The organism is Acetobacter sp. JWB (assembly GCF_003323795.1).
GTDB classification, from domain to species: domain Bacteria; phylum Pseudomonadota; class Alphaproteobacteria; order Acetobacterales; family Acetobacteraceae; genus Acetobacter; species Acetobacter oryzifermentans.
Window position 1 is genome coordinate 1421013 of sequence record NZ_CP030871.1, and the last position, 14571, is coordinate 1435583.

Below are 14571 nucleotides of genomic sequence, written 5' to 3' on the forward strand. Positions count from 1 at the left end.
CTTCAATATGCACGCATGACAGATACTTCTGCTGCGTGTGTTCACCGTATCCAACGTTTTTTGCAATCTCCCGCAGGAGGTGCAACAGCCCTGCTCCTAGCCTCGCTTGCAGGATTTGCCCTAGCAAACTCGGCTTGGTCTGATGGTTATGAAACCCTGATTACAATGCCTATGCGGCTGCCTTTTTTAGAGCAGCATATGCCAGATACACTTACGGCATGGGTATCTGATGGGTTGATGACGCTGTTTTTTCTGCTGATTATTCTGGAAATCAAGAAAGAGATGGTTTCGGGCCATCTTTCATCCATGCGCCAGATTGCCTTGCCATTAATTGGCGCGTTGGGGGGTATGATTGTGCCAGCGCTTACCTACCTTTTGGTAACGCATGGGCATGCAGAAGCATTTCATGGATGGGCCATTCCTGTAGCCACTGATGCTGCATTTACACTGCCCGTTATTATGGCGTTGGGGGCGCGTGTTTCTGCCGGGGCGCGTGCGTGGCTTATGGCTCTTGCCATTTTTGATGATGTGTTGGGCATTGTTGTTATTGCCCTGTTTTACGGTTCTGCCCTTTATTGGCCCGCGTTGGTAGGTGTGCTTTTTGTAACCATGGCCATGATTGCTGCAAATCGGTTGTTGGATTGCAGATCTGTGTGGGTTTACGCCCTTGGGTGCTTGCTGCTTTGGGGCATGCTTTTATCTTCCGGCCTGCATCCAACGCTTGCCGGGGTTATTACTGGTCTTTGCCTGCCCGCCCAACCATGTGCAAAAAATACAGAACAAATAACACCGCTTGAAAAAGTATCCTCCGCACTAACACCTTTTGTTACGTGGCTGGTGCTTCCCCTATTTGGCTTTATGAATGTTGGGGTTTCTCTTGCTGGCGTGCATCTGGGCAGGCTTCTTGCTCCTGTTCCCCTTGGCATCATATTGGGGTTGGTGGTGGGAAAGCCCGTTGGTGTGTTTGGAGCAACCATATTGTCATTCCAGTTGCGCATAGCCCCTGCCCCAGCGGCAACATCGGTGAAAATGCTTTTTGGGCTTTCCTTGCTATGTGGCATTGGTTTTACCATCAGCTTGTTTATTGCCGGTCTGGCATTCCAGGATATGGATACGGTAGTATCAGCAAAAATGGGGATTTTTGCCGGGTCTGTTGTTGCGGCTTTGGCGGGCTGGTGCTGGTTGCGCTGTTCACCCGTTACACAGCGCAGCCAGTATCCTGCAAATTATGAGGCTATAAGTAACAAATAGCTTTTGGCAAAATGGGTAGTCCTCACCCACGTTTATAAACGCGTGTGAGGACTGATGTGTATTCTTAATCCAGCTTTTCACGTTGCCAGAAGCGGAGTGCGCCGCAGGTTTTTACAAACGCAGTGGCATCGTTTTTGCTACCAAGTTTGATGCAGCCTTTATCAACATCTTCTGCCAGACCTGCCTTTTTAAACAACGTGCCAGCTTCTGCAGAATAGCCAATAAATTTGTTATGCGTGAAAGCATCGCTCAGGAAATCTTTGGCTGCTGGATTACCGGCCAGCACTTTTGTACCTTCCTTGGAAGCAAGAATGGCTACGGCATCGTAGAGTACAGATGGGCCGCCATCTATTTTCTGTTGCGCCGTTATCTTGGTGCCATCCGATAATGTAATGCCGCCAATTTTGGGAGCAACGACTTCATAATCGGCTTTTTCTGCCTGAAGGACGGCAATAAGCGCCGCAAAAAGCTCTGCATCTATACCATCCGTCGCCAAAATACCCATTTTTCGGCCAGCAAATGTTTTTGGCCCATTCTTAAGGATGCTGAGCGCATCAGATGGCGGAAGATCTGTGCGTGTAGGCTGTGTTCCCTGTGCGGGTTCTGGCAATGGTAAGCCCAGCCCGTCTGCTACCGTTATTGCCAGTTCCTCATCAATATGTAGCAGATGCGACACAACGCGAGAGCGGATATCTGGCCGTTCCACCTTGCTCAGCTCAAACGTAATGGCGTCTGCTATATGCTTCTGCTCAATGGGTGTCTGGCTGATGTAAAACTGCCGGGCCTGGCTGTAATGGTCTGAAAAACTTTCAGGCCGCAGGCGCCGTTTGGGGCCAGTTTCCTCGCTCGCAAAACTGCGAAAGCCCTGTTTGGGGTTTTCACGCGGGCCACCTGCCGTCCCCCAGCTATTCGGCTCATAATTGGCGCGGCCTACGGGATTGTGCATGGCCATATGCCCATCTTGCTGAAAATGCGCCATGGGGCATTTAGGAGCATTAATGGGGATATGCGTAAAATTGGGGCTACCAAGCCGTTTGATCTGTGTATCCAGATATGAGAAATTTCGGCCCTGCAGCAGGGGGTCGTTTGAGAAATCAATGCCGGGTGGCACATTCTGTGTGCAAAAGGCCACCTGCTCTGTTTCGGCAAAAAAGTTATCAACAACGCGGTTCAGTACCAGACGGCCCACTATTCTGACAGGCACCAGTTCCTCTGGAATAAGTTTGGTGGGGTCCAGCACATCGAAATCAAACTTTTCGGCAAATTCTTCATCAAAGAGCTGTACACCAAGTTCCCATTCGGGAAAGTCTCCGCTGGAAATTGCGCCCCAGAGGTCTCGCCGGTGGAAATCAGGGTCCGCCCCGTTGATCTTAACGGCTTCGTTCCACACAACAGACTGCAAGCCCTGCTTGGGCTTCCAATGAAACTTCACAAAGGTTGAGCGGTCATTGCTGTCTAAAAAGCGGAATGTATGCACCCCAAATCCTTCCATAAAACGGAAGGAACGCGGGATACCCCGATCAGACATCACCCACATGATCATATGAAAGCTTTCTGGGCTTAGCGAAATGAAATCCCAGAAGTTGTCATGGGCAGACTGCGCCTGCGGAAAATCACGGTCTGGCGCGGGTTTTACAGAATGCACCATATCCGGGAACTTGATGGCATCCTGAATGAAAAATACCGGAATATTATTGCCAACCAGATCCCAGTTGCCTTCCTTGGTATAAAGCTTGACAGCAAACCCACGGACATCCCGCGCGACATCAAATGAACCTTTAGAGCCTGCAACCGTAGAAAATCGGACAAAGGCAGGCGTGCGTTCCCCCACATTCTGAAAAATGGCGGCCCGTGTAACGTCTGCAAGGCTGTCTGTCAGTTCAAAATACCCATGTGCGCCATAGCCACGAGCATGCACAACGCGTTCGGGAATACGCTCGTGGTCAAAATGAAAAATCTTTTCCCGAAAATGGAAATCCTCCATCAACGCCGGGCCACGTGCACCGTAACGCAGAGTGTTCTGATCATCCGCTATAGGAATACCCTGAGCAGAGGTAAGCGTTGCCACATCACCACCAGCTTGCTGGTGTGTTTCTCCCCCATTACCTTGTTGCTCGGTATAGCTTGGTTCAATTTTATTTTTATCTGTTTTTAAACCATGTTTAGCAGTCTTGCTTGGCGTATTTTTTTTGACAACCATGATCTTCTCCTCGCCCGTGTTTCGGCGGGAGCGTCGTCCCTTTACATAATCTTAAATCGCGCGTTTCTAAGGTTTCGTCGCTCCCCGTGTTCTTAATTTTACGCATGAGATGCAAAATGGTTCCAACGGCAGATTTTGGGCACACAAGCATAACAACACAAAACGTGTTATGCTGACCTTATGGCAATCTCTATCCTTCCCAATATTTCTCTGGCCGATTCCGAATTGGAGGTCACTTATATTTTAGCGTCTGGCCCTGGCGGGCAAAATGTAAACAAGGTTGCTACGGCTGCCCAATTACGGTTCGATGCGGCACATTCTGCTTCTTTGCCAGATCGCGTGCGTACGCGCTTGCTGGAACTGGCCGGAAGTCGGGCCACGCGTGATGGGGTTATTGTTATTACAGCACGACGGTTTCGCACACAGCAGCGCAACCGTGAAGACGCAGTGGAACGTTTAGCCGCTTTAATACGTGAGGCTGCACATCGTCCGGCTTTTCGTGTTGCCACCCGGCCTAGTCGCGCAGCGCGCCAACGGCGGTTGCAGGGAAAAGCGCATCGCGCACGTATTAAACAGGGGCGCACAGTGCGGTTTGATGATTGATATTGTAAAATAAGCCAATGTGGATGGGCTGGCATTTTCTTTGAAAATTATTTTTAGCTCTGCCTTATATAGAGCCCAATCCGTTCTGGAACGTTTCATCCGTTCCTGCGTTGAATAACGGCTCAATACTTGGCGGTTAGAATTATATTCTATCTGTCTGGTTACATGATTTTCTTTCTCGAAATCTACCTAAAGTACAATCGAAACATCTGCGGCTGACTTCTTCTTGGATGGAGAAAGAATATGCGCACTCACTTTGTAAACAATCAGGCTCCTTCTGCTCCTTCAAAAACAAAAAAGAAGGTGGAACAGAATATAACTGATGGTGGCAACGCAGCCAGTAAAAATGTTTTGCCAAATCCCACTCATACAGAAAACAAAATGGTGAAAAACCATTCTTTGTTAGAAGAAAAAGTGCCTTTTCCCAGCGTAAAAACAAGAAAAATCCTGTTCCGTAAATAACGAATAAAGGCCGCATTACAGCTTTGTACGGCCCTTATCAGGGAGTTGGTACATGCATACAGAACAACTATCAGATACTGGCCCCAAAAATGCCCGACGTTCATTTTTGCGCCGTTTGTTTGGGGGGCACATTCACGTTCACATACAGGATGACCTCTTCCCGATAAAAAGCGAAATTTTTGGTATTGAACGCTTGGAGGCTCATGCCAGAAGCCTGGCGGCCGCACAGGCTGTTGTACCCGCCAAGCATAACCGACGCGGACAACCCCTTAAACGCAGGTTAGCTGAAAATGCCGCCCTGCTTGCAGCGGCCAATGAAACTGTTACCAAGGCTAGCCAAAGGGGCCGACTGCTGCCGCCAGCAGCCCAGTGGTTGGCAGATAACTATGCCCTTATTGATATGCAGATTAGAGAGACCAGTCTGGATCTGCCGAGTGGGTATTATACGCGCCTTCCCAAACTTGCGAATGGCCCTTTTGTTGGTTTGCCGCGCGTTTTTGGCATTACGTGGGCTTTTGTTGCGCATACAGACAGTTACTTACAGCCAGATTTTCTGCGTAAGTTTCTGCTTGCCTATCAAACGGTTGCCCCGCTTACGATAGGTGAGCTTTGGGCTGTTCCCATTACCTTGCGCATTGTTTTAATAGAAAACCTGCGCCGCATTGTAAGTGCCATTATAGATAGCCACGCAAGCCAGCAAGCGGCTGATCTTTTGGCTGATCAGCTTGCATCCGCCCGAAAGAACGATGCTGCTGCATTGTCCGCCATATTATCCCAAATAGACCCACGCATTATTACGCCAGCATTTACGGCGCAGCTTGCACATCGTTCAAGAGGTATAGATCCAGAAAAAAATCCTGTTCTTGTGTGGTTAGAACAGCGCTTGGCAGATAAAAAAACAGATATTGAGCAAGGAATTCAAGAGTATTTACAAACGCAGGGTGCTTTTAACGCCACTATTCGAAATATTATTACCAGTCTGCGACATATTGCAGAATCTGATTGGGCAGAGATTTTTGAACAAGTTTGCTTGGTTGATACAGTATTTGCAGAATATGCAAGTTTTACATGCGCAGATTTTGCCAGCCGAGATCTCTACCGCAAAGCTATTGAGGATTTGGCTTATGGCAGCACTGTTGATGAAATTGATATTGCCAAGAAGGCTGTTTTTTTAGCGCAAGAAGCTGCTGCTTCCAATGCGTTTGATCAACGCAAGAATGATCCCGGTTATTATCTTGTGATGGAAGGGCGTTCCATTCTGGAAGCCTCTATAGGTTTTCGTTCCAATCTTTCCAGAAAACTGGCCCAAACATTCTGCCAAAGCGGCATTACAGGTTATGCCGTGGTTGTGTTTATGCTGGCGCTTATTTTTCTGGCTGGACCGGTGTGGCTTTCTTTTCAGGAAAATGTTTGGTTCCCGTGGGTTTTGTTGGTGGCTGTTCTGGCCTTTTCACCCGCATTGGAAGCAGCCGTTGCATGCATCAACTGGCTGGCTTTGCGTGTTGCCAAGGTAACGGCATTGCCGGGGTTGGAGCTTTTAGATGGTATTCCCGTAAAATTGCGTACAATGGTGGTTATTCCTGCCCTTCTTACCAACGTCAAAACGGTGGATGAACTTTTATCCCGCTTGGAAGTCCACTATCTGGCCACTCATGATAGCGGTGTTTACTTTGCGCTTTTAACAGATTGGTCTGATCATTCAGAGGCATCTGCACCAGAAGATGATGCACTTTTCCAGTTAGCTTCTGCCGGTATTCACCATCTTAACGAAAAATACGGATCTGTGCCGGATGGCAACAGGTTCCTCCTTCTACATCGCCATAGGGTTTGGAGTGAGAGTGAAGGTGTATGGATGGGGTGGGAACGTAAGCGCGGAAAACTGCATGAACTAAACCGCCTGTTGCATGGTGCGTCTGACACCACTTTTTTGGCAGAATGCCGCCAGAATATTCCACAAGCTGTAAAATATATCGTCACGCTGGATGCCGATACACGTCTGCCCCTTGAAACAGTAAAAAAACTGGTGGGTAAACTGGCACATCCCCTTAATGCGCCGCAATTTAATGCAACAACCGGGCGTGTGCAGCAAGGTTATGCCGTCTTGCAGCCTCGTGTTACGCCATCTTTGCCTATCGGGCATCAAAGCACTTTGTTCCAGCGTATTTTCTCCGCGTCTAGCGGTATAGATGCCTATTCATCTGCAATATCAGACCTGTATCAGGATATGTTTGGAGAAGGGTCTTATGCAGGCAAAGGTATTTACGAAATTGATGCGTTTGAAGCCGCTTTGGCTGGGCGTGTGCCTGAAGCAACCCTTTTAAGCCATGATTTGTTTGAAGGTATTTTTGCGCGCGCCGGATTGGCTTCTGACATTGAGGTGATAGAGGAATTTCCAACAGACTATTTGGTTGCAGCCCAAAGGCTCCATCGTTGGACACGAGGAGACTGGCAGCTACTTCCCTGGATTGTTTCAGGCATATTTCGCACCCCTTCCCCACGCAACAGTTTATCTGGAATTGCGCGTTGGAAAATGGTGGACAATCTGCGCCGCACCTTATGCGCGCCCTTTACGCTTTTGGCTTTGATTATCTGCTGGGTTTTGTTGCCAGAAAACGCTGGTATCTGGACACTGTTTATCCTTCTGATTATGGCGATACCTGCTTTTTTGCCAGTTATTCCCGATATTGCGCCACGCCGGGAGTGGATCAGTTTTCGTAGTTATTTTAATGTTTTGGGGGCATCCATTTCCAATGCCGTTGTTATGACGGCACTTAACGTCACGTTTCTGGTGCATCAGGCTTGTTTGTTAGGTGATGCCATTATCCGTACCCTTGGGCGTGTTTTTGTAACAAGGCGCTATTTGCTGCAATGGGTGCCAGCAGCGCAAACGGCGGATCTTCTACAGTCCGGATTGCAACAATATTACCTGAAAATGCTCTCTGGCCCACTTATTGCGGTTATTCTTGTTCTACAAGTTACCATGCAGGATGTGGGAAACCTGATTTTTATTGGCCCTCTGGCTATTCTGTGGGCGTTTTCTCCTGCTATTGGGTTATGGACAAGTCGCGCAGCCGTTTTAACGGCCCAATCGCGGCCTTCCCGCACAGATATTCGCACTTTACGTCTTACAGCCCGCAATACATGGCGCTTTTTTGAAGAATTTGTAACGGCGGATGACCACATGCTTCCGCCAGACAACTTTCAGGAAGTTCCTTCTCCTGTTATCGCCAGACGTACATCGCCTACCAATATAGGGCTTTATCTTTTATGCACAGTTAGCGCCTATGATTTTGGCTGGAACGGCTTGGCTGATACAATAGATCGGCTTGAAAATACTTTTAAAACACTAGATAAATTAGAAAAATATAAAGGGCATTTGTATAATTGGTACAGTACGGCTGATCTGGAGCCGTTGGCTCCTTTATATGTTTCTACTGTAGATAGCGGTAATTTTGCTGGTCACCTTGTTGCGCTGGCACGTGCTTGTTGTGAGTGGACTGCATATACGGCCCAACCTTCCATGTGGCGCGAAGGTATAGCAGATGCCATTACCCTTGCCATTACAGATCTTACCTTCCGCAATGGAGAACGGCTGCAGAATACAAAACAGCAAAAAGTTCTTATCCGAGCCCTCGCGCGGTTAAAAACATCTGTTCTGGCAGCCCCTGAAGTCAAAACAGAGGAGAGTTTGCAAGCATTATTGAAACAGGCGCAAACCATAGCAGAACACGCAGCCCATCTTTATGCAGAAACCAATGCAGCCGAAGAACAAACAACGTCAGACCCACTTTTCTGGTGTGTGGCGCCATTAAAAGCGCTTGAAAGCCATTTGCGTGATTTGGATCATACGCATAACACGACCTTTGAAACCCGGCTGAAAGCATTGCAGAGCAAAGCAACCATGCTGGCGTACGGCATGGATTTTGCTTTTTTGCGTGATCCTGCACGCAAACTTTTGTCTATCGGGTTTGTTGTTACTGAAGATATCTCCGATAGTAACTGTTATGATCTGTTAGCCTCTGAATCTCGGCTAGCAGTCTTTTTTGCCATTGCAAAAGGAGACATTCCTGCGCGGGATTGGTTCCGTCTGGGTCGTGCCCTAACCTCTGCTGGCAGCGGAGCAGCATTGGTCTCGTGGTCGGGTTCCATGTTCGAATATCTTATGCCCTCTCTGGTTATGCGTGCGCCTATAGGTAGCCTGCTCCAGCAAACTAACGCGCTTATTGTGCAGCGCCAGATTGCTTATGGGCAGTCTCACAATATTCCATGGGGGATTTCGGAATCCGCCTATAATGTGCGGGATGTTGATTACACCTATCAATACTCAAACTTTGGCGTTCCGGGGCTGGGGTTAAAACGTGGCCTTGGGCAGGATAGAGTTGTAGCCCCCTATGCCACCTTGCTGGCCGCTATGGTTGATCCGCAAAAAGCTGTTGCCAATCTTTTTGTTCTGGAAAAAACAGGGGCACACGGTCGTTACGGTTTTTACGAAGCGCTGGATTATACCCCGGAGCGTGTGCCGGATGGGCAGGAAATGGCTATTGTGCAGGCTTACATGGCACACCATCAGGGCATGTCCATTCTTTCCGTGGCAGATGCAGTTCTGGACGGTATCATGAGAAAGCGCTTCCATGATGACCCCGTGATTGCCTCGGCCGAGCTGTTATTGCAAGAACGTGCGCCACGCACAGGCGCTGTGGCTCATCCTCTGCCAATAGAAGAATATCCTCTGCCGCGCTCGGAATTGCCACAAGCGGCATCTGGTAGGTACTACGGCACGGATTATACGCCCGCACCCATTACGCACCTTCTTTCCAATGGTCGTTATACCGTCATGCTCACAGCAGCGGGGTCTGGCTACACAATGTGGCAGGGACAGGCCGTTACTCGGTGGCGGGAAGATCCAACACTGGATAACTTTGGGTCTTATCTTTACCTGAAAAACGTAAAGACCGGGAAAGTATGGTCTGCTGGCATTCAGCCCTGTGGAGAGGAGCCGGATGATTACGTAAGTGTTTTCCATGAAGATCGCGCCGAATTCACCCGGCGCGATGGCTCTCTAACAACAACTGTGGAGGTCATGGTTTCTGCTGAAGATGATGCTGATGTACGCTATCTGAGCGTTTTTAATGCTGGCTATGATAGTGTTGAAATAGATATCACATCCTATGCAGAACTGGCTTTGCTTGCCCCAGATTCAGATCTCGCGCATCCGGCCTTCACCAAACTATTTGTAGAAACAGATTACCTGCCGGAAGCCAAAACCCTTATAGCAACCCGTAGGCGGCGTACCCCCGATGAGCCTGAAATCTGGGCTGCGCATGTAGCCGTGTGCTCTACCCCAATCACGGTGGAAACAAACCGTGCGCAGTTTATTGGGCGCAGCCGCACAGCGCGATCTCCTGCGGCTTTAACGGGTAAAACACAACTATCTGGGCAAACCGGCACGGTGCTGGACGCCTGCTTTGCTATTCGTAGCCGCGTAAGCATCAAGCCCGGTGCTACAGCACGGATAACGTTTTGGACAATGGTTGCGTCATCCCGTCAGGAACTGGAGCGCTTGATTGAGGTGCATCAGGATGATACCGCGCTGGATCGCGCACGCACACTGGCCTGGACACAAGCGCAGATTCAGTTCCGACATTTTGATATTACCCCAGCAGAAGCAGATATGTTCCAGCGTTTGGCGGGCCATATTCTGTTTGCAAATGCTGCTTTGCGCGCATCATCCGCAGTTATCATGCAAGGTATGGCTGCCCAGCCAATACTATGGGAACAAGGTATTTCTGGTGATCTGCCTTTAGTGGTTTTGCGCGTAAAGGATACGCCAGATACAGATATTATCCGGCAGGTTTTGCTGGCGCATGAATACTTGCGGCTGAAACAAGTTGCTGTTGATCTTGTGCTGATGAATGAGCACCCATCGTCCTACTTACAAGATCTACAGAACACGCTTGAAAATCTTGTGCGCTCTATGCCCAAAAGGGCAACTGTCGCGGGCTCTATCTGCATTTTGCGGGCAGATCTGATTTCCACACCGGTAAAGAATCTTTTATTGGCAGCTGCCCGCGTTGTTCTTTCGGCAGATAAGGGGCTGGCAGAACAGCTTGATCAGGCCAATGTGGCCGAAGCTCCTAAATCTGTTCTGTTTCAAACACCGCATGTGTTTACACCCAGTGCGTTCAAGGTGCCCGATATTCCTGAGCTTGAATTTTTCAATGGTCACGGTGGGTTTGCCCAGAATGGACAGGAATATGTGGTTGTACTCGCTTCCGGTCGCACAACGCCTGCCCCATGGATTAATGTTATTGCCAATGATACTGCGGGCTTTCAGGCTTCTGCCGAAGGAAGTGGCTATACATGGGCGCTAAACAGCCGTGAGCACCAGATTACCCCGTGGTCTAATGATCCTGTCAGCAACCAACCGGGCGAAGTTTTTTACCTGCGGGATGAAGATACCAAAGTATTATGGAGCCCAACGGCTGCTATCCGCCGAGATATAGATGCCACCTATGTCAGCCGGCATGGGTATGGCTATACGCAGTATGATCGTATTGCACACGGCATAGCCAGCACGCTTTTGCAATATACGCCGGTAAAAGACCCTATAAAGATTTCTCGCATTCAACTGCACAACCTATCAGGCCATGCCCGCACGCTTTCTCTTACCGGATATGTTGAGTGGGTGCTTGGGACGGCACGCGCCAAAACAGCATCTTTCATTACAACGCAAATAGATGACGCTACGGGAGCACTATTTGCTTACAATCGCTGGAGTGCCGTTTACGGAGGCCGCGTTGCCTTTGCTGATATTGGTGGCTACGTAACCGCCATTTCGGGAGACCGCACAACCTTTGTTGGCAGAAATGGCACGCTTGATAGCCCGTATGCCTTAACACTAGCCGATACCGTGCAGGGAAGCACCGGTGCTGGGCTTGATCCATGTGGTGTTTTGCAAACCATAGTCACCTTGCCCGCAGATGGCCGCGTAGAAATTGTTTTCCTGTTAGGAGAAGCGGAAAACGAGGCTGAAGCCAGGCAGATGATTGCCCGTTATCGGACGGTTGATCTGGATATTGTTCTGGATGATGTCAAACAGCAGTGGCGCAGCATTTGCGGTTCTATTCAGATTAAAACCCCAGATCGCAGCATGGATATCATGCTGAATGGCTGGTTGTTGTACCAAACACTTTCCAGCCGCGTGCGCGCACGCGCAGGCTTTTATCAGGCCAGCGGCGCTTATGGTTTCAGAGACCAGTTACAAGATGGCATGGCCCTTGCGGTTTCGTGCCCTGCTCTGGTGCGAGAGCATCTGATACGGGCCGCTTCCCGCCAGTTTGTGGAAGGCGATGTACAGCATTGGTGGCTCCCGCAGACAGGAGCAGGCGTGCGCACCCATATTTCGGATGATTGCACATGGCTTGGTTACACGGTTGCGCATTACGTTAACACAACGGGGGATCTTGCTGTTCTGGATGAAACTATTGGTTTTCTGGAAGCCCCTCCGCTGCCCATAACCGAGCATGATAACTTTATGGTGCCAGCGCACTCGGCACAAAGTGCTACACTGTTTGAGCATTGTGCCCGTGCGCTTGATCGGAGCCTTGCTGTAGGCGTTCATGGCCTTCCCCTCATGGGCACGGGAGACTGGAACGATGGCATGAACCGTGTAGGAGAACAGGGCCGAGGGGAAAGTGTGTGGCTTGGCTGGTTCCTCTACACCACACTTGAGATATTTATCCCCATTGCCCGCGCTCGGAATGAAGATATGCGGGCTGATAAATGGCAGCAGCATACCCGCAAACTGGCCAAGGCGCTGGAACACACATGGGATGGAGATTGGTACCTGCGAGCCTATTTTGATGATGGCACGCCGCTGGGCTCTCACACCATGCCGGAATGTCAGATAGATGCCATTTCTCAATCTTGGTCTGTACTTTCTGGTGCAGCCACGCCAGAACGGGCCAACCATGCCATGCGCTCTGCCGTTCATCGGTTGGTACGGGAGCAGGACGGACTTATTCTTGTGCTTACGCCACCGTTTGATAAAGCCATGTCAGACCCCGGTTATATTCGAGGATACCCACCCGGCATACGTGAAAACGGCGGCCAGTACACCCATGCAGCGTTATGGACAGTTATGGCCATTGCAGCTTTAGGCGATGGCAATCTGGCCCAAACATTATTCCATATGCTTAACCCCATCACCCATAGCCAAACACCGGAACAAGCCGCGCGTTACAGGCTGGAACCCTACGTTATTGCGGCTGATGTATATTCTGAAGCCCCGCATGTTGGGCGTGGTGGGTGGTCTTGGTACACAGGCTCTGCCGGTTGGATGCAACGGGTGGGAACCGAAACCATTCTTGGTGTACGCATTCAGGGGGACAAGCTTTTGATAGACCCCTGCATTCCGCAGCATTGGCCAGAGTTTGAGGTAACATTGCAGTGGAAAACAGCGCGTTACAGTATTCTGGTAAAAAACCCGGATCATGTTTGCCATGGTGTAAGAAAGATCACCATAGATGGCGTGCAAAGCTACATGACGCATGAAATAAATATGAAAGATGATGGGCTTTTACATAAAGTAGAAGTGATCCTTGGTTCATGAATATCTGATAAACATGGAACGAATATCACTTTCTTGCCGTTTATGACGCTATTAGGGAGATCAATATGCGCCGTATGCTTTTCATCACAACTGCTCTTTTTATAACAACGCCGGTGCTTGCTGCCTCATCTCCCCCTATTGCGCTTACGCATGTGCGTATTGTGGATGGCACCGGAGCAGCCCCCATAGAAGATGGAACGCTTGTGATGCAGGGAGAGCATATTCTTGCGGTGGGCAAGGAGGTGGATATTCCCAAAGATGCCAAAGTGCTGGATCGTGCAGGAGATACCGTTCTGCCCGGCATTATTTCCGATCACAGCCACGTTGGACAGTATGAGGGCGTTACCACGGGTTCTCAGTTTTATACACGCGCCAATATTATGGCGGCGCTTGGTCAGTATCGTCGTTATGGTGTTACCACGGTTACGGCGCTGGGTAATAACGTGCCAGATGTGTTTGATCCGCTCCGTAAGGAAGCACATGCGGGTAAAACCCCGGCTGATCTGTTCGGTGTTGATCAAGGTATTGGTGTTCCCAATGGTGCGCCGCCTGTGAATGTGGCACCCAACCAGCTTTTCCGCCCGAAAACCGCCAATGAAGCCCGAGAAGCCGTGGACACAATGGCAGATGAAGGCACGGATCTGGTTAAAATCTGGGTTGATGATTTTGATGGCACACTGCCTGTTAAAATGAGCCCAGATGTTATTACCGCCGTTGTAGAGGAATCCCATAAACGCAAGCTACGTGTGGCGGCGCATATTCATGATCTGGAAGACGCTCAGCATGTTGTGGCCGCCGGAGTGGATATTTTGGCCCACGGCATACGAGACAAACCCGTTACACCGGATTTGATTGCAACGCTTAAAGCCCGCGGGATCTGGTATATTGCCACCCTTCAGCTTGATGAAGCCACCACAGCATGGGCTGATCGCGCACCGTGGACGCAAACACCCTTTGCAACAGCCGGTCTTTCTGGCCCTCTACAAAAACAGATTAACGATCCAGCATGGCAGGCGCAGCACAAAACGGGCAAACAGGTCGATTTTGCCCGCACATCTTTGGCAATGAACCTACAAAACCTGAAAACATTGCATGATGCGGGCGTAAAAATCGGCTTTGGCACAGATAGCGGTGCCACCCCTTTACGAGTGCCCGGCGTAGCAGAACATCGGGAACTGGCCCTTATAGTGCAGGCCGGCCTGACACCTTTAGAGACTATTCATATCGCCACACAGAACGCAGCAGATTTGCTGGATCTTTCTGACCGTGGCGTATTGGCGCCGGGCAAACGGGCTGATGTGTTAGTTGTTACCGGTAACCCCGCAACCAACATTGCAAATGCCGACAAAATTATTGAAACATGGGAAAACGGCGTCGCCATTTCTGCGCCTGTACTGCAAAAATAAAAATCTGTGTGAATATCCCAGCCATTTCAATGTATAAG

At 49.7% G+C, this 14571-nt stretch carries 6 protein-coding genes; 5 read left to right on the plus strand and 1 reads right to left on the minus strand.

The genetic code is table 11. The features are described from left to right. Positions 1–15 precede the first annotated feature (15 nt). Positions 16–1251, plus strand: a complete 1236-nt coding sequence (nhaA, locus tag DS739_RS06800; RefSeq protein WP_006115477.1) for a Na+/H+ antiporter NhaA — start codon at positions 16–18, stop codon at positions 1249–1251. A gap of 64 nt (positions 1252–1315) precedes the next feature. Here the strand turns inward: nhaA and DS739_RS06805 are convergent, their stop codons facing one another. After that, a complete protein-coding gene (locus DS739_RS06805; RefSeq protein ID WP_006115478.1) occupies positions 1316–3451 on the minus strand; it encodes a catalase in 2136 nt (711 codons plus the stop codon). Positions 3452–3631: 180 nt separating this feature from the next. Here DS739_RS06805 and arfB point away from each other — a divergent pair, with 180 nt between their 5' ends. The 4 genes from arfB (at position 3632) to DS739_RS06825 (ending at position 14533) form a co-directional block, all read left to right on the plus strand. After that, positions 3632–4054 carry an alternative ribosome rescue aminoacyl-tRNA hydrolase ArfB gene (gene arfB / locus DS739_RS06810; protein ID WP_006115479.1) on the plus strand — a complete coding sequence of 141 codons (423 nt, stop codon included), beginning with the start codon at positions 3632–3634 and terminating at the stop codon, positions 4052–4054. A gap of 243 nt (positions 4055–4297) precedes the next feature. Then, positions 4298–4516, plus strand: coding sequence for a hypothetical protein (locus DS739_RS06815; protein ID WP_006115480.1), 219 nt, complete (start codon positions 4298–4300; stop codon positions 4514–4516). 52 nt (positions 4517–4568) lie between these two features. Further along, a complete protein-coding gene (locus DS739_RS06820; protein ID WP_006115481.1) occupies positions 4569–13127 on the plus strand; it encodes a GH36-type glycosyl hydrolase domain-containing protein in 8559 nt (2852 codons plus the stop codon). Positions 13128–13192: 65 nt separating this feature from the next. Next, complete coding sequence (locus DS739_RS06825) at positions 13193–14533, plus strand: amidohydrolase family protein (RefSeq protein WP_006115482.1); 1341 nt, start codon at positions 13193–13195, stop codon at positions 14531–14533. Positions 14534–14571: the final 38 nt, after the last annotated feature.